This is a genomic window from Roseovarius sp. THAF9, from assembly GCF_009363715.1.
In the GTDB taxonomy this organism is placed as follows: domain Bacteria; phylum Pseudomonadota; class Alphaproteobacteria; order Rhodobacterales; family Rhodobacteraceae; genus Roseovarius.
Genome location: NZ_CP045404.1, coordinates 140,601 through 160,518, shown reverse-complemented (window position 1 = coordinate 160,518; position 19,918 = coordinate 140,601). Strand labels below are relative to the sequence as shown.

General features: G+C 59.7%; 17 protein-coding genes and 2 pseudogenes. 5 read left to right on the top strand and 14 right to left on the bottom strand.

The genetic code is table 11. The features are described 5' to 3' along the window. Positions 1-53: 53 nt before the first annotated feature. Positions 54-302, bottom strand: a complete 249-nt coding sequence (locus FIU86_RS00760; RefSeq protein ID WP_152473330.1) for a helix-turn-helix domain-containing protein — start codon at positions 300-302, stop codon at positions 54-56. After that, entirely contained in the window at positions 302-505 is a 204-nt protein-coding gene (locus FIU86_RS00755) for a helix-turn-helix domain-containing protein (protein WP_216647197.1), read from the bottom strand. The genes FIU86_RS00760 and FIU86_RS00755 overlap by 1 nt, the downstream gene beginning before the upstream one ends. A gap of 212 nt (positions 506-717) precedes the next feature. Between FIU86_RS00755 and FIU86_RS00750 the strand changes: the two are divergent. From FIU86_RS00750 to FIU86_RS00740, 3 genes and pseudogenes are all read left to right on the top strand, one after another. Further along, positions 718-1,110: pseudogene (locus tag FIU86_RS00750) on the top strand (integrase core domain-containing protein); the annotation flags it as partial. Between the two features lie 185 nt (positions 1,111-1,295). Next, positions 1,296-2,531, top strand: coding sequence for a glycosyltransferase family 2 protein (locus FIU86_RS00745; RefSeq protein WP_152473329.1), 1,236 nt, complete (start codon positions 1,296-1,298; stop codon positions 2,529-2,531). A gap of 31 nt (positions 2,532-2,562) precedes the next feature. Beyond that, complete coding sequence (locus FIU86_RS00740; RefSeq protein ID WP_152473328.1) at positions 2,563-3,315, top strand: cephalosporin hydroxylase family protein; 753 nt, start codon at positions 2,563-2,565, stop codon at positions 3,313-3,315. Here the strand turns inward: FIU86_RS00740 and FIU86_RS00735 are convergent. The 12 genes and pseudogenes from FIU86_RS00735 to bhcA all read right to left on the bottom strand — a co-directional run bounded on the left by FIU86_RS00735 (position 3,305) and on the right by bhcA (position 16,568). Next, positions 3,305-3,988 carry a hypothetical protein gene (locus FIU86_RS00735; protein WP_152473327.1) on the bottom strand — a complete coding sequence of 228 codons (684 nt, stop codon included), beginning with the start codon at positions 3,986-3,988 and terminating at the stop codon, positions 3,305-3,307. The genes FIU86_RS00740 and FIU86_RS00735 overlap by 11 nt on opposite strands. Before the next feature lie 170 nt (positions 3,989-4,158). Further along, positions 4,159-5,268, bottom strand: coding sequence for a DegT/DnrJ/EryC1/StrS aminotransferase family protein (locus tag FIU86_RS00730; RefSeq protein WP_152473326.1), 1,110 nt, complete (start codon positions 5,266-5,268; stop codon positions 4,159-4,161). After that, on the bottom strand, positions 5,265-6,488 hold the full coding sequence (locus FIU86_RS00725) for a class I SAM-dependent methyltransferase (RefSeq protein WP_152473325.1): 1,224 nt from the start codon (positions 6,486-6,488) through the stop codon (positions 5,265-5,267). The genes FIU86_RS00730 and FIU86_RS00725 overlap by 4 nt, the downstream gene beginning before the upstream one ends. Further along, entirely contained in the window at positions 6,485-7,033 is a 549-nt protein-coding gene (gene rfbC, locus FIU86_RS00720; protein WP_152473324.1) for a dTDP-4-dehydrorhamnose 3,5-epimerase, read from the bottom strand. Before rfbC ends, FIU86_RS00725 begins: the two co-directional genes overlap by 4 nt. Then, entirely contained in the window at positions 7,030-8,085 is a 1,056-nt protein-coding gene (rfbG, locus tag FIU86_RS00715) for a CDP-glucose 4,6-dehydratase (RefSeq protein ID WP_216647196.1), read from the bottom strand. Before rfbG ends, rfbC begins: the two co-directional genes overlap by 4 nt. Before the next feature lie 5 nt (positions 8,086-8,090). Beyond that, a complete protein-coding gene (gene rfbF, locus FIU86_RS00710; protein ID WP_152473323.1) occupies positions 8,091-8,855 on the bottom strand; it encodes a glucose-1-phosphate cytidylyltransferase in 765 nt (254 codons plus the stop codon). A gap of 283 nt (positions 8,856-9,138) precedes the next feature. Beyond that, the gene (locus FIU86_RS00705; protein WP_152473322.1) at positions 9,139-10,299 is read right to left on the bottom strand and encodes a site-specific integrase; all 1,161 of its coding nucleotides are present in this window, start codon (positions 10,297-10,299) and stop codon (positions 9,139-9,141) included. Between the two features lie 586 nt (positions 10,300-10,885). Continuing rightward, positions 10,886-11,507: pseudogene (locus FIU86_RS00695) on the bottom strand (integrase core domain-containing protein); the annotation flags it as partial. Positions 11,508-12,099: 592 nt separating this feature from the next. Beyond that, positions 12,100-13,065: an iminosuccinate reductase BhcD gene (gene bhcD / locus FIU86_RS00690; protein WP_152473321.1), complete on the bottom strand. Its 966-nt coding sequence runs from the start codon at positions 13,063-13,065 to the stop codon at positions 12,100-12,102. Between the two features lie 69 nt (positions 13,066-13,134). Beyond that, positions 13,135-14,298: a 3-hydroxy-D-aspartate aldolase BhcC gene (gene bhcC, locus FIU86_RS00685; RefSeq protein WP_152473320.1), complete on the bottom strand. Its 1,164-nt coding sequence runs from the start codon at positions 14,296-14,298 to the stop codon at positions 13,135-13,137. A 111-nt stretch (positions 14,299-14,409) separates the two neighbouring features. Then, on the bottom strand, positions 14,410-15,378 hold the full coding sequence (gene bhcB / locus FIU86_RS00680) for a beta-hydroxyaspartate dehydratase BhcB (RefSeq protein ID WP_152473319.1): 969 nt from the start codon (positions 15,376-15,378) through the stop codon (positions 14,410-14,412). Continuing rightward, positions 15,378-16,568: an L-aspartate--glyoxylate aminotransferase BhcA gene (bhcA, locus tag FIU86_RS00675; protein WP_152473318.1), complete on the bottom strand. Its 1,191-nt coding sequence runs from the start codon at positions 16,566-16,568 to the stop codon at positions 15,378-15,380. The genes bhcB and bhcA overlap by 1 nt, the downstream gene beginning before the upstream one ends. A 167-nt stretch (positions 16,569-16,735) precedes the next feature. Between bhcA and bhcR the strand changes: the two genes are divergently transcribed. Together bhcR and FIU86_RS00665 are read left to right on the top strand one after the other, a co-directional pair. Continuing rightward, positions 16,736-17,575 (top strand): HTH-type transcriptional regulator BhcR, encoded by an 840-nt coding sequence (gene bhcR / locus FIU86_RS00670; protein ID WP_152473317.1) that lies wholly within the window; start codon positions 16,736-16,738, stop codon positions 17,573-17,575. Positions 17,576-17,632: 57 nt separating this feature from the next. Continuing rightward, entirely contained in the window at positions 17,633-19,816 is a 2,184-nt protein-coding gene (locus tag FIU86_RS00665; RefSeq protein ID WP_152473316.1) for an alpha-ketoacid dehydrogenase subunit alpha/beta, read from the top strand. Positions 19,817-19,918 lie beyond the last annotated feature (102 nt).

Here is a 19,918-nt window from a genome sequence, read left to right as displayed (position 1 = left end):
ACCAGAAATCCTCCGTTCCTCAAACACCTAAATCTGTCCGGTAGGTGCTGACGTTAGACACCCAGGCAGTAGCAATGGTGCGGCGCGAGTTTACAGCGCGCCTTCGATTGCCGCGCGCCGAGGAACGCCTTTAGGTCATGCCCCTCGATCAGCCAGGGTTTGGTGCTCGTGTAGGCCATCAGACCGTGGTATTTGATCCAGCGGATAATCGTCTGCTTGTGACAGCCCAGGAGATCTGAAATCTCCCAGACCGTGTAGATGCGGTGCGACTTGATCCTGTTTCCCGGAAACTTCTTCGCCATCACGCGCCCTCCGACCCGATGGGCCCATGCGTGTTCTGGCAGGCCTGACCAGCCTCGAAGTCCTCGATGACATCTTCGTCATAGAGAACGCGCGCCCCGATCTTGAGAAACCTCGGCCCCTTCCCGAGCCAGCGCCACTGTTCCAGCGTGCGCGGCGACATGTGCCATCGCGCGGCCAGTTGATCTTGCGTGAGCTTTGCCACGATCTTGCTCCTTGCCTCACGACGGGTCGCTGGGTTGCGATCCGCTTCTTGCTGCAAAGATGCACCTCTATGCACCGGACTTCTGTGGACGCCTTGTAGAAAGGCGTGACAGATAATCCGTTACGCTATTGATTTTTATTAGGGGTGAAGGGAAAGCCGTGACTTGAGCGCGAAAACCGTGACATTGCGCCGTTTGGCTGGAAGCGGACCGGCTACGGATGAAGCGAAAGCTGAACTCGACCGACGTGATTGATGCCCTCACCGATCTCTCCATCCTGCGTGGGCGACCAGCATTGGTCCGCAGCGAAAATGGCCCTGAATTCGTTGCTAAGGATGTCCGGGCATGGATCGAGTCGGTGGGCGCCAAGACCACGTTCATTAAGCCGCGCAGCCCTTGGGAAAACAGCTACATCGAGAGCTTTAATGCCCGCTTCCGCGACGAAATGCTGAACCGCGAAATCTTCTACTCGCCCGGAGAAGCGCAGATCATCATTGAGCGCTGGAGAGAACACTATAACACAAAGCGACCGCATAGCGCCCTGGGGTGCCGACCACCTGCGCCGGAAACTATCACCACGATGGAACCCAGGCCGACAATGCACTAATGATCAGACTGTACCAGTCAGATCCGGCTGCTAAGGTTCAGATACATGTTATCGGGTTCCTAAAGTCTCAAGACTGACACAGAACGTCGTTTCACCAAAAGCTGCCTTATGCTTCAGCACCCTAGTGTTGCGGACGCAATGTCAAAGCTTTAATGCAATCGAAATACTAGACTGTGGTGCCACAAATGCTTATCTCAATTGTTATTCCTACTCGGGACCGTGCCCAGTATCTGCGTCATTCGCTAGCGACGGCAACAGCCATCATTGATACCAACATCGAGATCTTGGTGAGCGACAATGCCTCAGTCGATGAAACCCAAAAGGTTGTATCCGAAGCGCAGGATCCACGGGTCCGCTACGTCAATACTGGGGCGCGCCTGTCGATGCGCCAGAATTTCGAATTTGCCCTTCATCAAAGCACCGGCGACTACGTTATCTATTTCGGGGATGACGACGGCATCATCCCCGGGCAGTTCCCGTTCCTTCGTAAAATCTTGGAAGTACATCGTCCTGACGCACTAAGCTGGGATTTCCCGGTATATGGCTGGCCTGTCGACGGGTATGGAAGCCGAGTTGGAGGCGTTCGGCTCGTTCGAAGCAAGCTATTCGGCAAGCCTGCGCTTATGGATGCAACCGACAGACTCCATGCACTCGAGAGAGGGCGTCTCGATCTCTTCCATCCCTTACCTCAACTATACCACGGCTGTATGTCACGTGATTACCTAGGAAGAATTGCGCGACAAGACGGGGTGTGCATGTTGGCACGCAGTCCAGATCTTTTCGTCAGTTTTCGCTCGACCCAGCTTGGTGGAAGGTTCCTGCACTGCAACCATGCTTTCTCGATCAATGGTCACAGTCCGGCAAGCAACGGCGGAAGTTTCAGCGCACAGGGAACCAAAAACGCGCAAAGCATGGAGCAATCAAAGTTCAAGTCCGAGACGCGCCTTGACACCGTTGACGACGTGATGCCCATCTCCAAGTCGACTGCGCTAGAATTTCTGAGTACTCTTGAAACCGTGAAACATCACTTTCCAGAGGTGCCGATATCACTCGATTACCGTTCATGGTACGTCACCGTGCTTGTTGAAGCGATCAAAAAAGACCCCGAGACTTCGGAAAGCATCATGTCTTCGCTCGAACAGCACGCACGCATCCTAGGATGTGAAAAAGCACTTGAAAAGGCCAAAAGCCAATGGCTCTGGTATGCGAGAAAGCTCTCGGTAACATGGGCCAAAAACAGATCGAAACTCTCCAGCTTTCGCATAAACACCCAGTTCGGACAGCAGAATACGATCTACACCGCAGCGCAATGCTGCGATCAGCTTTTGGTGGAAGATCTGGGAATGGTGATTGAAGACAAGTTGCCGCGCAGCCAGGCTTGGAAAAAATTCTTGGGTCGAAAAAAAGCCCGCGCACAATGATTCGGCATTACTCAGCAAAGGACAGTACTTGATGTCACATCCAGACGATCGTGAGGAGTTCGCGGAAAAGCAGAAGCGGAACGCCGCCAGGCTTGGCGAAGCATCCGGGGTCTACAGGAAGTCGGATGACCTGATGCTTGCGTTGAATGAATACGACTATCCCTACCTGTGGAGTTGGATGGGCGTTCCGATCATCCAGCTTCCGGCAGACATCATGGCCACGCAGGAGGTGATCTGGCAAACCAAGCCGGACGTGATCATCGAAACCGGCGTCGCGCGCGGCGGCTCGGTTCTCTTCATGGCCTCCATGCTGGAAATGATCGGCAAAGGCCAGGTCATCGGCGTGGACGTAGATATCCGGGCGCATAATCGCGAGACCATCGAGAACCATCCCATGTCGAAACGCGTGACGCTTATCGAAGGTGGGTCCGTGGACGAAGGCGTTCTGGAACAGGTGCGCTCTGAAATTCCCGAGGGCGCCCGCGTCATGGCGGTCCTAGACAGCGATCACAGCCGCAAGCATGTTCTCGATGAATGCCGTGCCTACGGCGCGATGGTTACAGCCGGCTGCTACCTGGTCGTTGCCGATACGGTGGTTGGCCACTGGACGGAGGATCAGGCCCCCAAGAACCGTTCGAAGCATTGGTACCAGGGCAACGAGCCCCTGGCGGCAAGAAATGAATATCTGGCGGAAACCGATCGCTTCCAGATTGATCCGGAAATCAATGGCAAGCTCGTCATGTCGTCGTCTCCGGGCGGCTATCTGAAGTGCGTCAGCCCCTGAGTTTCGCAACGACCGACGTATCGACAATCCGCGTCTCCGTTCTGAGGTGACGCGCAGGAACGCCGACAACGACACTATTTTCGGACACATCGCGCCGGATCAGTGACGCCGCGCCAACCTGTGCGCCCGATTGAATCGTCAATTTTGGCAAAACGGTCGCGTTGGTTCCGATCGTCGCATCGGCGCCGATCGTTACGCATCCTGCGACGGCAGCGGCCCCCATGACATGCACCCCGGGGCCAACCAGGCATTCGTGATCGACAGTGGCGTTCGTGTTCACGATAGCGAAGTCCGAAATGGTCGTGGCGACGCCTATGCACGCGCCAGACATGATCTGGACGCCCTTTCCGACGGTTGCTTCGGGATCAATGATCGCAGTGTCGGAAATCACCTCGACAGGTTCCAGATCGAACTCCCGCATCAGGTGTTTCGAGATCATCCGACGCTGCGCGCCAAGATTTCCGCCGATGCAAACAACAAAGCCGGTGCAACGGCTCAGAACACGCGAAAGGTGTTCGGGGGTGTTCAGGAACTCCGCGGAAGTCTCGAATTGTGGTTCGTCCAGGCTGTAGTCGAAAATATACCCGACCCGACGGCCTTGCAGTCTCAGGTGCGCATCGACGACACGCGCCTGCGACCGGCCGCCCCAGAGCAGTATTCGTTCCTTTGCCATCTTTTCTTCAAGCCAGCCCTTCAGGTTTCAATCTGCGCCCCATTGCTACCGATATCGACCCTTGCAGCGCGCCCAGATTGAAAATTACCTTCAGCTAAAGTGTCAACATTGTCGAGAACGTGCCGACGATCATCATGTTCCCTTTTTTCGGCTAGGCACGCCTCAGGCGTCTAGACAGCCAGCAGGTCCCGAATCACTTTGCACACCCGTGCAATGTCGGCGTCGGTCATGGCGTGGAAACTCGGCAGGTTGATTGCGCGCTCGCAGATTGACCAGGCGGTCTCATTGTCCGGAACAGGCTGAAACATCGGCTGTGACGACAGCGGATAGAAGAAGACGCGCGCGTCGATTTGTGCTGCCCTGAACACGGACAGGATCGCGTCGCGCCGGATGCCAAGGCTTTCGTCGAACACCACTGTGGGCATCCAGGCCCCGCTGAGCACGTGATCGGGCTCTGGGTTCATTGAGATGCCGTTCAGCGCCGCCAGTTCGGCCTTGTATGCGTGCAGGATCGCACGCTTGCGGTCCGTCAACTCCGCGATCCGCTCCATCTGGGCACACCCCAAGGCGGCCTGTAGGTTCGACATCTTGAACTTGTAGCCGACCTCATCCGCCCAGAATTGCTTGTTCTGTTGCCGGTCGCGCCCATGGTTGGAAAGGGTCAGAACCTTTTCGTAAAGCTCGCCGTCCGACGTTAGGAACATGCCACCTTCGCCAGTAGTCAAGGTCTTGGTGCCGTGAAATGAAAACGTCGAAAACAAGCCCATCGACCCGGCGGGACTTTCACGGTAGCTGGCGCCAATGGCCTCAGCGGCATCTTCGATGACGGGAATGCCGTAACGTTTGGCCAGCTTAAGCAGAGCGTCCATATCGCAAAGATTTCCATAGAGATGCGTCGCGACAATGGCGCGCGTGTGCGGCGTAATCGCTTTCTCAGTGGCGTCGGGATCTATGCACCAGCTGTCGGGAAGTATATCCACGAAGATCGGTGTCGCACCGAGCTGCACTATGGGCGCGGCGGTCGCGATCCAGTTGGTGTCGGCAAGGATCACTTCGTCACCGGGACCGATGCCCATAGCCTTAAGACCCATTTGCATCGCCCCCGTACAGCTCGAGGTGGCGATTCCGAAAGAGGTGCCGATGTGTTCACGGAACAAGGCCTCGAACCGGATTATGTAGTCATAGCATTTCGGCCCCCAGCCGTGCCGTGCGGCGTCTTCGGCATAGGAAACCTCCAATTCGGTGATCGAAGGCTTGGTGTAAGCGATAGAGGCGGTCATGCGATCTTCAATTCCGGAACCATAGTCACAAACCGGCTGCCTTTGGCGGCCAGATGCGACAGTTGCATTTTGACTTCCTCGGCGATGTTCCATGGAAGAATCAGAATATAGTCCGGGCGTCTCTTATCGAGCGCCTCAGGCGGCAGGATTGGGATGTGGGAGCCTGGCATGTACTTGCCCTGCTTGGCAGTGGCGGCGTCGCAGACGAATGGCAACAAATCGGGTTTCACACCGGCAAAGTTGAGCAGCGTATTACCCTTGGCCGCCGCACCGTAGGCGGCGACGGACTTGCCGTCTGCGTCTGTCTTCAAAAGAAAACGTAGCAAATCATTCTTGACCGCTTCGGCTCGAGATTGGAACGCGGTGTAATAGTCGTCTGTGTCCAGACCCGCTGCGCGTTCGGCTTCAAGACAGATGCCCACGGACGAGGATGCTTCGAAGGGCGCATCGGCATGGCAGCCATATACGCGCAGACTTCCACCATGGGTCGGCAGGTGCTCGAGATCGAAAATTCGCAAGCCGGCGGCTTCAAATATTCGCGATACAGCAAGCAATGACAGGTAGGAGAAATGCTCGTGATAGATGGTGTCGAACTGGTTGTGTTCGACAAGGCATAACAGGTGCGGGAACTCCAGGGTAATGACCCCGCCGGGCTTCAGCACCGCGGCAAGGCCGTGGGTGAAGTCGTTTATGTCAGGCACATGCGCATAGACGTTGTTGCCACATACGAGGTCCGCAGCTTTGCCCTCTTCGCTCAGTCGGCGACCGACCCTCTCGCCGAAGAACTCACGCAGGACGGGGATACCCAGTGATTCGGCGGCCTCGGCGGTGCTGTCGGTCGGTTCGATCCCGAGACAGGGTATGCCCGCCGCGATGAAATTCCGCAGCATGTAGCCATCATTGGAGGCCACCTCGATCACGTGGCTTTCGCCGTCCAGTCCCAATCGCTCCGAGATCATAGTGGCAAAGCGCTTGGCGTGGTCGAGCCAACCGCGCGAGGTGGAGGAAAAATAGGCATATTCGCTGCTGAACAACTCTTTAGCCCCGGCATAGTCCTCTGTCTGGACCAGCCGACACTTGCGGCAGACTTTCACACGCAGCGGATATGTCTTCTCCGGCGCATTCAGCGCCGCGGAGTCGAGATAGGCATTGGAGGGCGGCGCATGCCCGAGATTGAGGAAATCGAGATCCAAAGGTGACTGGCAGTGTCGACAAATCATAGTGCAATGGGCTCCAGGTCAGTCAGGAACACAAACCCCTGATCGCGCTTGGAAAGTTGGACGGGAGGCAATGGCCAAGCGATGTCGATTTCAGGATCGGCATAATGAAGCCCGCCTTCGTGACGCGGATCGTAGGATGCGGAGTGGAAATAAAGAAGCTCGGCATCCCCACTAAGTGTCTGAAATCCGTGGGCAAATCCCGGTGGAACGAACACCATCGCGCGGTTCTGCTCGTCAAGTTGCAGGGTTGCATGCTGGCCGTAGGTCGAGGACCCTGCGCGCAAATCGACGATTACGTCGAAAATTGCTCCCTTGAGGCAGCGCACCAGCTTTGCCTCCGCGCTCGGTGGTCGCTGGAAATGCAGCCCCCGCAAGGTTCCCTTTGCCACGCTGTACGAGGTGTTCACCTGAACCCATCGCGTTGCCAAACCGTGCTGCGCGAATTCGGCTTCGCAGAACATCCTGGCGAAAAAGCCACGATCATCGCCGCGCTTTTCAATTTCGACGCGAAAGGCGCCGTCAAGGGATAGCGGCGTGAACTTCACGTGTCTGACTTTGCGAATTCAGCGATCTGGTCAAGGCTCAGATCACGTGGCGATGCACCTTCATGCGTGGCACGATACCAGTCAATCGTGTAGGCGACCGCCTGATCGAAAGACCAACGGGGCCGCCAACGCAAACGGGTTTGCGCCTTGTCCGTGGTCAGCGTCAACCGTCCCGCTTCGTGGGGTTGCGCGGGGTCGGACGCATCGTGCCACGTGCCGGGCCAGCGGGTTAGTGCAGCCTCGACAAGCGCACAAACTGACCGCTGGTCCGCGACGTCAGGTCCGAAGTTGAAGCCCTCTGCGAGGCTGGCGTCATGCCACAGTTTCTCGGCAAGGATCAGGTAACCCGCCAGCGGGTCGAGCACATGTTGCCAGGGACGCATCGCTTCCGGGTTTCTGACCTCGAGATCGTCGCTACGCGCAACGGCCCTGACAAGATCGGGCACGATCCGGTTGTCTGCCCAGTCTCCGCCCCCGATCACGTTGCCTGCACGGGCGGTGGCGATGCTTACCGGTGCGTCGGCGAAGAAGGATTTGCGGTAGCTGTCCACCAAGAGCTCACAGGCCGCTTTGCTGCTGCTGTAAGGATCGTGCCCGCCCAGACGATCAGTTTCACGATAGGCATGGACCCACTCGCGGTTTTCATAAACTTTGTCGGTCGTGACCATCACGACGGAAATGTGCCGGTCGCATCCCTTGATCGCGTCAAGAATATGGGCGCTTCCCATCACGTTCGTCTGCCACGTCTCCAGCGGGTGGTGATAACTGCGCAGCACGAGCGGTTGTGCCGCCAAATGCAGAATCACGTCCGGCTGGACCTGTTCGATCCGCTGTTTCACCAGCGCCGAATCTCGAATGTCGCCGATGTGGTGGCCCGGATGGCCGTCCGGAAACAGCTGATCGAACAAACAAGGCATCGTCTCGCAGGGCAGCGCCATGCCGAACACTTCAGCCTTCAGGTTCTCCAGCCACAGCATCAGCCAGCTTCCCTTGAACCCGGTGTGCCCGGTCAGAAGCACCTTTTTCCCTTGCCAAAACCCGGGATCGGGCATGGGTGTCACCATATCTTCCAAGGCGCGTCGCCCGTGTCCCAGAGCGATTCAAGCTGGTTCTTGTCACGCAGCGTGTCCATCGCGGACCAGAACCCTTCGTGCCGATACGCAGAAAGCTGCAGGTCCCTCGCCAGACCTGTCAGGGGGTCGGCCTCGAACGGCATATCGTCGCCTTCGATCCGGTCGAGAACCGACGGTTCGCACACAAAGAAGCCACCATTGACCCACTGCCGGTCGCCTTTCGGCTTTTCTACAAAGCCTTTCACGCGATCCTCCGCGAGATCGAGCGCGCCATAGCGTCCCGTCGGCTGAATGGCTGTGACGGTTGCCTCGGTCCCGGCGTTCTTGTGATGAGCGATCAGGGCGGAAATATCGACGTCAGAAACGCCATCCCCGTAGGTCAGGCAGAAAGTATCGTCGATGTAGTCCCGGGCGCGCAGGATCCGACCGCCTGTCATCGTGTGTTCACCCGTGTCCAGCAGCGTGACGCGCCACGGCTCGGCAGACTTTCGATGGACATGCATCTGGTTGTCGCGCATATCGAAGGTGACATCGGACATGTGAAGAAAGTAGTTGGCGAAGTACTCTTTAATCACATAGCCCTTGTAGCCGCAGCAGATCACGAAATCCGTCGTCCCGTGCGCCCCATAAATTTTCATGATGTGCCACAGTATCGGACGGCCACCGATTTCGATCATCGGCTTGGGAATGGCATGGGTTTCCTCGCTGATACGAGTTCCCAAACCGCCGGCTAGCAAAACTACTTTCAAAAATCCCTCGTTCCTAGAACAATTCTTGCCGACATCCAGACTGCGGAAGCGTATAGCTGTGTCGCCCTACCGTAGCCTCGTTAAGAGAACTTTTAGTGGACAGAGCACGCACGGCACAAGGATTAAGCATATTCAAATTGTCATCGTGGCAAACAAGCTAAGTGTCTCACTTGCCCATTACGTTCAGCTGGATTCCATATGGCAACACTTCGGTATGATTGATAACGCATTATGCGCAATCCAGTTCACCGCTGCATTCAGAAATCGTCGATGTCGATTTTCTCTAAGAACTTTCGTTCATTTTCCTGCTCATGACCTCCGCCGCCTGCCGCAAAGGATCGTCGGCCAGATGTGCGTAGCGTTGTGTTGTCAACGGGTTCGTGTGCCCCAAGAGCCTACCTACGATCGGTAGGCTTAGGCCGCTGGAAACAAGATGCGAAGCATGCGTGTGCCGGTTATCGTGGATGCGGTAATTCTCTAGGCTGGCGGCTTTGGTCACAGAGCGCCAGAACACCTTAAGATCCTTGTAGGGCTGGTCAGGCGAACGCCCGGGAATAAGCCACGGTCCGAGATCAGTCCTCGATGCCTGCATCTCAGCCACCAGCGCGCAGGCCGCCGCCGAGAGCGGTAAATGCTCCCGCCGCTTCTGCTTTGTGTGGTGCGACGGTTTGATCCACACACCGCGATCGAGGTCGAAATCGGTCCATTGCGCCTTTAGGACTTCGCCGATCCGGGCGCCCGTAAGCAACTGAAGGCGAATTGCGTCAGCCGCAATCTGGTTTGGATGGTCGGACAAAGCAGATAGCAATCGCTTCAGTTCAGCGCCGGACAGCCAACGGTCCCGCTTTTCTTCGGCGAACTTTTCGATGCCACGGGCGGGATTGTCAACCCGCATCTCCCAGCGCATTGAAAGTTCGAACATTTTCGACAGCAGGGCGAGCGTCCGGTTCGCCTGATAGGGGGTCTCGCGCATCGTGTTGTGCAGTTTCTGGACATGCGCATGGGTGACGTCCCGCACGCGCAGTGATCCCATCTTCGGCAATATGTAGCGATCTAGCATTGACCGGTCGTTTTGAACGCTGCTGGGGCGTTTTTTCGGGATGGCATGTTCGGACATGTACTGTTCGGCAAGTTGATGCACCGTTGGCGCGTGGCGGAGCGCGCGCGCCATGGTGACCGGATCTTCCCCGCGGACGACCTCCGAAAGCAACTTCCTGGCCATGTCGCGCGCAGCGTGTAGCGAGAGCGTGGGGCCATAGCGGCCCAGTGTCTTGCGCTTTGACTGCCCGGTCTGTCGATTGCGATATTGGACAACGAAGCGTTTTACACCGCTCGTTTTTACGCGCAGTCCAAACCCGGGCAAAGCGTCATCCCAATAGATCGTGTCACGGTTTGGCGCCGGTATGCGGTCAAGGCCAGATTTTGAGAAACGGATGTTGGGCACGCTCGTTGAATTGCTTGGGTAAGCACAAGGTAAGCAAAATAGGTCGAATTTGGAAGTACGGAATTGAAATCATCGATTGAGTAAAGCACTACTATAAGTATTGTTATTCAAATGCGTCGCGATACATAGAAATAGTTGTAATGCGAAGCTTTAAGACTTTTAATCAGTGGGTCGCAGGTTCGAATCCTGCACGGCTCACCACTGTTTTCATAGACTTAGGCAAAAAATTGGCAATAGGATGTTCCGACGTGTCCGGCTGGTGTCCGATTTTTATAACCGCAATGAATTACAGTTCGGGAAGCTAATCATTGCCTGCAGTAACTGCCTTTTATTCTTGATTCGAGTTCGTTGCCGCTACTGCAGCGAGACGGCCTCGAAGCTCGCCAATGCGGTCCTTAGATTCTCCATGATCTCTTCTGCCAGCACCTCGGGCTCGGGAAGGTTTTCAAGATCCGTCATAGAGGCATCGCGTAGCCAAAAAAGGTCGAGGCTAGCCTTGTCTCGGGACAGTAGTTCTTCCCGGTCATAAGCACGCCATCGACCATCTGGGGTTGATCAGCCCCACCTGAGTGGTCCGGTTTGATTGTTAGTGCATGACCGGCGTCTGGTCCATCTGGACGATGGTTTCTGGCGCCGGGGGGCGATAGCCTCGAGCACTGTGCGGGCGTTTCGTGTTGTAGTGTGTCCTCCATTGTTCGATCAGGATTTGTGCTTCTCGCAGGCTGTAGAAGACCTCGCCGTTGAGCAATTCGTCTCGGAACCTGGCGTTGAAGCTCTCGCGGTACCCGTTCTCCCAACGCGACCCGGGTTCGATGTAGGCGGTCTTGGCGCCGAGACCGCGCCGATCCAATCTCGGACGGCCTGAGCAACGAACTCGGGGCCGTTGTCTGACCGGATGTAAGCCGGCACGCCCCGCATGATGAACAGGTCGCTCAAGGCATCGATCACGTCACCTGAGTTCAGCTTGCGCTTCACCTTGATTGCCGGGCACGCACGGCTGTGTTCATCCAGGATGTTGAGCGTCCTGAAGACCTTTCCGTCCTCTGTCCGGCAATGGACAAAATCCTTCTCGGCAGATTGCTTCGCAATCGCCTGCCAGGCGACGCGTAGCTCCAGACATGGTTCTGATACTCCGGCCGCAGCCGGACACATGATCCGTCGTTCAGCCAGAGCCGTCCCTTCTTCGGTTGCTTCACTGGAACCTTTAACCGCATCGCTGAGGCGCGCCTATACCGCGCTCGCAAATACACCCCAGACCTGGAACAGCTTTGGCCTCGCATTCGCGTTCACGGCGGCGTTCCTTGCCATTGCGCGTGACCTCTGGAGGTGTAGATCGCAGCGGCCCAGTGTCTCGCGCTTTGACTGCCCAGTCTGTCGATTGCGCTATTGGACAACGAAGCTTTTTACACCGCTCGTTTAGACGCGTCGTCCAGACCCCGGCAAAGCGGCATCCCAATAGATCGTGTCACGGTTTGACGCCGCTATGCGGTCAAGGCCAGATCTCGCGAAGCGGATGTTGGGCATGCTCGTTTAATTGCTCAGGGCAGGCACACGGCAAGCAGAACGAGTCGAATTTGGAAGTACGGAATAGAGGCCATCGATTCCTGAACGGCTCACCACTGGAATTCCTTTGATTGAACGTGTTACCCCTCGGGGCACAGAGTGCTGCGCGGGCGCCTCACCGGCGCGTCCTTTTCAAGACCTTACGCCCGCACGCCTGGACCAAAACAAAAGGCGCGAAGTCTCCTCCGCGCCTTCTTCGTCTCAACCCTTGGCCTCTGCTGCGGCAAAACACCCGCCTTAGAAATCCACCTCGATCGCGCGGCCCTGCTCCACCGCCAGGTCCACAACGCTCGCCGCAACGGCAAGGTCCTGCAGGCCAACGCCGGTGCCGTCGAACAGCGTGATCTCGTCGTCGCTGGTGCGCCCCGGATGCGTGCCGTTGATGACCGCGCCGATCTGGTTCACGTCGCCTTCGGTAATTAGGCCCTCGCCCACCGCGTGCTGCGCTTCACCGATGCTGATCGACTGCGCCACCTCGTCGGTGAACACCGTCGCCTTCTGCAACAGCGCCGCCTCGACCTCCTGCTTGCCCTTGGTGTCGGTGCCCATGCAGGCCACGTGACAGCCCGCGCCGACATGATCCGCCATCAGCGTCGCGTCAAAGGACGAGGTGATCGAGATGATCACGTCTGCCTCCGTCATGCCTTCCAATTCGACCGCCTCGAAAGCCACGCCGGCTTCCTTGGCGACCTTCTCGATATTGGGCAGCATCTCGGGGTGATAATTCCAGCCGATCACCTTCTCGAAATCCCGCTGCTCCAGCGCCGCGCGCAATTGGAACGTCGCCTGATGGCCCGCGCCGACCATGCCGATCACCTTGGCGTCCTTGCGCGCCAGATGCTTGATCGACACCGACGAGGCCGCAGCGGTGCGCAGCGCGGTCAACAGGTTGCCGCCCACCATCGCCTTGGCCTTGCCGGTATCGGGATCGAACAAAAACACCGTCGACTGGTGGTTGATGATGTCCCGCTTCTCAAGGTTGTTGGGCCAATAGCCCCCGGCCTTCAGTCCCAACGTCAGGCCCGCCTGATCGAACCCGCCTTTGAAGCCGTAAAGCGCATCTTCGTGCCCGATCGCCTCTCGGACGACGGGAAAGTTATACGCGTCACCCGCCGCCATCGCGGCAAACACCTTTTCAACGGCATCGAACGCCGCTTCTCGGGTCATCAGGTCGGCAATCTCGCGCTCGGGAACAATGATCATGTTTGGGGGCCTTTCAAAAAAGCGGGGTCAGCGAAATGCCAACCCCGACAGTCACAGGAAGATTTGAGTTTAGTACGCGTGGCCGCGGGCCGACACCGGCCAGACGGTTTCCACCTTGCCGCCGCGCACGCCGACGTACCAGTCATGCACGTTGGCGGTGGGGTCACAGTGGCCCGGCACCAGCTTCAGCTTGTCGTTGACCTTCAGCACGCCGCCGGGATCCTTGACCACGCCATGCTCGTCCGAGCACTTGATGTATTCGACGTCGTCGCGCCCGAAGATCACCGGCAGGCCACTGTCGACCGACTGCGCTTTCAGGCCCGCATCGACGATCGCCTTGTCCGCCTTGGCGTGGGACATGACCGAGGTCAGGATGAAGAACGCGTTCTCCCACTCGCCCTGGTCGATCCGCTTGCCGTCCTTGTCCAGGATACGGCCATAATCGGCGTCCATGAACGCATAGGACCCGCATTGCAGCTCGTTATACACGCCCGAATTCGACTCGAAGTAATACGACCCGGTGCCGCCGCCGCCGACGATGTCGCATTCCAGACCCTCGGCCTTCAGCGTGTCGACCGCGTCCTTCACCATCGCCACGGCGATGTCGATCTTTTCCTTGCGGTCGTCATAACTGTCCATGTGCTGCATCGCACCCTGGTAGGCCTGGATGCCCGAGAACTTCAGCCCGTCCGCCGCGTCAATCGCCTTGGCGATTTCCACAACTTCCGGCGTCGTCGTCACACCGCAGCGGCCCGCGCCACAGTCGATCTCGACAAGGCACTCGATCTCTGTGCCGTGCTTCTGCGCCGCCGCCGACAGGTCGGCCACATTGGCCAGATCATCGACGCAGCAGATCGTCCGTGCGCCCAGCTTCGGCAGCTTGGCCAGCCGGTCGATCTTGGCCGGGTCGCGCACCTGGTTCGATACCAGCACGTCCTTGATGCCGCCACGGGCGAACACCTCGGCCTCAGATACCTTCTGACAGCAGACGCCACACGCGCCGCCCAGCTCTTCCTGCAGCTTCTGCACGTCCACGGACTTGTGCATCTTGCCGTGGGTGCGGTGACGCATACCGTGTTCTTTGGCATAGTCGCCCATCTTCTTGATGTTGCGCTCCAGCGCGTCGAGGTCCAGCACCAGGCAGGGCGTCTGGATCTCGGCCTCGGACATGCCCGGCTTGGCCGGAATGTCGAAACCAACTTCGAAATCGTCGAGATTGCTCATGTCTTTCATCGGATCTCTCCCTATCCATGAATGTCTTGGTCATGCAGGGCCACGCCGCCCTGCCGGCTCATATCGTCTACGTAAGTTTCCTATCGGAAACCACAACCGGGTGCAAAGGCATCATGTCATCCACGGCAACTTGTCCAGGTCGACATTGCCGCCGGTCACGATCACACCCACGCGCTTACCTTTGAAGGCGTCGGGGTTCTTCAGGATCACCGCCAGAGGCACGGCACAGCTGGGTTCCATGACGATCCGCAGGTACTTCCACGTGATCTTCATCGCGTCGATTATCTCTTCCTCGCTGGCGGTATACATCTCGCTCACGTGGTTCGACACGAAGTGCCAGGTCAGATCCTTCAGCGGCACTTTCAGCCCGTCGGCAATCGTGTCGGGCGCGTCATCGGCGATGATGTGCCCCGCCTTGAAACTGCGATAGGCGTCGTCCGCCTGCTTCGGCTCGGCCGCGATGATCTGCACCTCGGGTGCCAGGTTCGACAGCGTCAGGCAGGTGCCCGAAATCATGCCGCCGCCCCCGATGGGCGCGACCATCATTTCCAACCCGTCCACCTGCTCCATGAACTCCTTCGAACAGGTCCCCTGCCCGGCAATCACGCGCGGGTCATTGTAGGGATGCACAAACTCGCCGCCGGTCTTTTCCTGCACCTCGGCAAACACCGCCTCACGGCTGGACGTGGACGGCTCACATTCCGTGATCGTGCCGCCATAGCGCCGCACGGCATCCTTCTTGGCTTGCGGCGCCGTGCGCGGCATCACCACGTTGCACGGGATCCCCCGCCGCCCCGCCGCATAGCTCAGGCAAAGCGCATGGTTGCCGGACGAATGCGTCGCCACACCCTTCTCCGCCTGTTCGTCGCTCAGGCCGAACACGGCATTCGATCCGCCACGGACCTTGAACGCCCCCGGCTCCTGAAAGTTCTCGCACTTGAAGAACAGCTCGGCGCCGGTCAACTCGTTGAGGTACTGCGACTGCAACACCGGCGTTCGGTTGATATGCGGCTTGATCCGCTCATGCGCGTCCAGCATGTCCTGGTATGTGGGGATGTACATCTCCGTGGCGTCCTTCATCAGGCAGCGTCCTTCTGGCTCTGGGTCGGGCGCCGGCGCCAAACATCCTGTGCCGCCGCCACACCGGACCCAAGTTCGATATCAAGACCCAGGTCCACCATGCACATTTCCGCCGTGCCAAGGCCGGACAGAGCCATCGCATCCGTCAGGCTTCCAAGGTGACCAAAGCGGAACACCTTGCCCGCGACCTCGCCAAGGCCCACGCCGAACGCCATTCCATAGGCATCCGCCGCATGGGTCACGATCCCGGTCGCATCGAAACCTTCTGGCGTACAGATAGCGCTGACCGTATCCGAGTAAACCTCCGGCGACTTGGCACAAAGCGGCATTCCCCACGCCTTTGCCGCCGCGCGAACGCCATCGGCGATGCGTGTGTGGCGGGCGAAAACCGCCTCCAGCCCTTCGTCCAACAGCATGTCGCAGGACACTTTCAGACCGTTCATCAGGCCCACGGCCGGCGTGTAGGGATAGGCGCTCGCCTCGTAGCCTTTCAGCATGTCGTGCACGTCGAAAAACGTCCGGTGCAGCTTGGCCGACTTCGTCGCGTCCATCGCCTTTTCGCTGAACCCCACGATCGCCAGCCCGACAGGCAGCATGAAGCCTTTCTGCGAGCCGGTCACGGCCACGTCCACACCCCACTCGTCCATGCGGAAATCCATCGACCCGATGGAGCTGACGCCGTCCACAAACAACATCGCGGGGTGGCCGGCGGCGTCCATCGCCTTGCGGATCGCCTCGATGTCCGACTTCACGCCGGTCGCCGTCTCGTTATGCGTGGCCAGCACCGCCTTGATCTCGTGCCCCTTGTCGGCGGTCAGGATCTCGCCATACCGCTCGGCGGAAATGCCCTCGCCCCAGGGGGTCTCGTCAATCACCAGGTCAAGACCGTGCCGCTCGCACATGTCGATCCAGCGATGGCTGAACATACCGTTGCGCGCGATCAGCACCTTGTCGCCCGGCGACAACGTGTTGGTCAGCGCCGTTTCCCAGCCGCCCGTACCGGTCGACGGAAAGATGAATACCTCCGCCGAGGTCGACTTCAGCACTTTTTGCACGCCGGCTCGTGCGGGGTGCAGGATATCCCCGAAGATGGCCGACCGGTGGTCGATCGTCGGCATGTCGCAGGCTTTGCGCAGGCTCTCCGGCACGTTGGTCGGGCCGGGAATGAAAACGGGATTCTGAAAACTCATGGTCGTCTCCTCCAAAACTCACCGCCTTTGTACAGGGCTTGCCCACGCTTGAAAATTTTTTTGAAATCGTTTTTCATTTTCGCCTAGAGTGGATTTATTTATACTTGTCAGGTTCTTACATTTTTCATATTGTGAATTAATATTTCAAAATTATACAGAGGCACCAAATGGCCGAGCCGAATCCCTCCCCAAGACGCGCCCGCGGCCGCCCCCGCGGCTGGGACGACAAGACCGATCAGAACACCATCAAATCCCTCGACCGCGCCATGGAGGTGCTCGATTACGTCAGCCAGCACCAGGGCAAGGCGCTCTCGGAACTCGCGACCGAAATGGACCAGTCCCCCGCCACGCTCTACCGCGTGCTCGTCACGCTGGAAACGCGCGGCCTCGTGGAATTCGACCCCGAGGAACAGGCCTGGCATATCGGCCCGCAGGCCTTCATCATCGGCGCCCGCTTCCTGCGTCGCACCACGCTTGTCGAACGCGCCCGGCCCATCCTGCGCCGCCTGATGGAGGCCACTGGCGAAACCGCCAACCTGGGCGTCGAAACCTCCGGCCAGGTGCTCTTCGTCAGCCAGGTCGAAACGCACGCCAGCATCCGCGCCTTCTTTCCCCCCGGAACCCTGTCGCAGATGCACGCCTCGGGCATCGGCAAGGCGCTGATGGCCCAAATGGACGACGGCCGCCTTGCCCGCCTGCTCGACGGTCAGACCCTGACGGCCTATACCGAACATTCCATCACCGACGCCGGCACACTACGCGATGAACTCGCCCGCACCCGCGCCCGCGGCTACGCCATCGACGGCGAGGAAAAGAACATCGGCATGCGCTGCATCGCCGCCCCGGTCTTCGATTTCAACAACGAGCCCGTCGCCGGCATTTCCGTCTCCGGCCCCACCAGCCGCGTCGGCACCGGCGATATCGACCGGCTCAGCGCCGCCGTGATGCAGGCCGCGACCGACCTGACCAAGGCCATCGGCGGCGTCGCCCGCTCCGAACCCGCCTGACCCTTTCCTTTCCGGCCCGGCTTGGCTACGCCTTCCCTCACAAGAAGGAGCCCGCCCATGGACCGCGCCCAGATCGTGCACGAAAACTTCCTGTCCCGCACAGCCGCGGGCAACCTGCCCCCGGGCCGCGATCCCTCCGGCCCGCTCGACTCCCACACCGCCCGCCTCATCTTCCGCGCGCAATGCCTCTCGCGCGCGCTCGACGCCCAGGCACGCGTCATGCAAAAGGCCGGTCAGGGCTACTACACCATCGGCTCCTCGGGGCACGAAGGCATGGCCGCCGTCGCCGCCGCCCTGCGCCCCACCGACATGGCCTTCCTGCATTACCGCGACGCCGCCTTCCAGATCGCCCGCGCCCTGCAAACCGGCCACCACGACATTGCCATGGACATGGCCCTCTCCTTCGCCTGCTCCTCCGAGGATCCCATCTCGGGCGGACGCCACAAGGTGCTGGGCTCACGCGCACTCAACATCCCGCCCCAGACCTCCACCATCGCCAGCCACCTGCCCAAGGCCGTCGGCACCGCCTACTCCCTCGGCCTCGCCCGCCGCCAAGCACCCGAACACCAGCAGCTCGCCCGCGACAGCATCGTCATGGCCAGCTTCGGCGACGCCTCGGCCAACCACGCCAGCGCCCAGGCCGCCTTCAACACCGCCGCCTGGACCGCCTATCAGAACGTCCCGCTACCGCTCCTTTTCGTGTGCGAGGACAACGGCATCGGCATCTCGGTCAAAACCCCCAAGGGCTGGATCGCCGCCAATTTCGCGCACCGTCCGGGCCTGACCTACATGGCCTGCGACGGGCTGGATATCTACGACACCTTTGCCACCGCCCAGCGCGCCGCCAACCACGCCCGCACCCACCGCCAGCCGGTCTTCCTGCACATCCGCACCGTCCGCCTCTACGGCCATGCCGGCGCCGACGTGCCCACCACCTACCTGTCCAAATCCGAGGTCGAGGCCGACGAGGCCAACGACCCTCTCCTGCATTCCGTCCGCCTGCTCGATCACGCCGGCATCCAGACGCCGCAGGAGGCCCGCACCCTCTACACCGACACCTGCGCCGAGGTGGAAAATACCTGCGACATCGCCGCCACCCACCCCCGCCTGCAAACGGCCAAGGACGTCATGGCCTCCCTCATCCCGCCGAAACGCGATTGCGCCCCCACCAACGGCCCCACGCCCGAGGCCCGCGCACAGGCCTTCGGCCCCGACCTCAAGGCGATGGATGAGCCGCAGATCCTGTCACGCCACATCAACTGGGCGCTCACCGATCTCATGCTCACCCACGCCGAGATTACCCTCATGGGCGAGGATGTGGGCCGCAAGGGTGGCGTCTACGGCGTCACGCAAAAGCTGCAAGCCCGCTTCGGCCCCGCCCGCGTCATCGACAGCCTGCTGGACGAGACCTCCATTCTCGGCCTCGGCATCGGCATGGCCCATAACGGCTTCCTGCCCATCCCCGAGATCCAGTTCCTCGCCTATCTCCACAACGCCGAGGATCAGCTGCGCGGCGAGGCCGCGACCCTGCCCTTCTTCTCGAACGGCCAATACACCAACCCGATGGTCCTCCGCATCGCGGGCCTGGGCTATCAGAAAGGCTTCGGCGGGCATTTTCACAACGACAATTCCGTCGCCGTCCTGCGCGACATTCCCGGCCTGATCCTCGCCTGCCCCTCCACCGGTGCCGACGCCGCCCGCATGCTGCGCGAATGCGTCCGCCTTGCGCGAGAGGAACAGCGCGTCGCCGTCTTTCTGGAACCCATCGCCCTCTACCCCATGCGCGACCTCACGGAACCCGGGGACAACGCCTGGCTCACCACCTATCCCGACCCTTCTGAGACCATTCACCTGGGCCAGGTCGGCCAGCACGGCGACGGCACCGATCTCGCCATCGTCACTTTCGGCAACGGCCACCACCTCTCGCGCCAGGCGCAGGCCCAACTCGACACCGACGGGATCAAGACCCGCGTCGTCGACCTGCGCTGGCTCTCACCGCTCCCCGGCCCCGCCCTGCTCGACGCCGTCGCAGGCTGCGACCGCATCCTGATCGTGGACGAGACCCGCCACTCCGGCGGCGTGGCCGAGGCGCTGATGGCGATCTTCACCGAACACACCGACATCCCCCACAGCCGCCTCACCGCCACCGACAGCTTCATCGCCACCGGCCCGGCCTATGCCGCCACGATGCCCTCCGCGGACTCTATCCTCGCCACCGCGCGCACCCTCTGCCGCGGCTAGACAACCCCGGCTTTTTCTTGCCGAAAATACTCAAATCCGCCACGCGGACCCGATGCGCAACGCCCGATCCGGTAACACCGGACGCCCGAAGAAATCGCACCG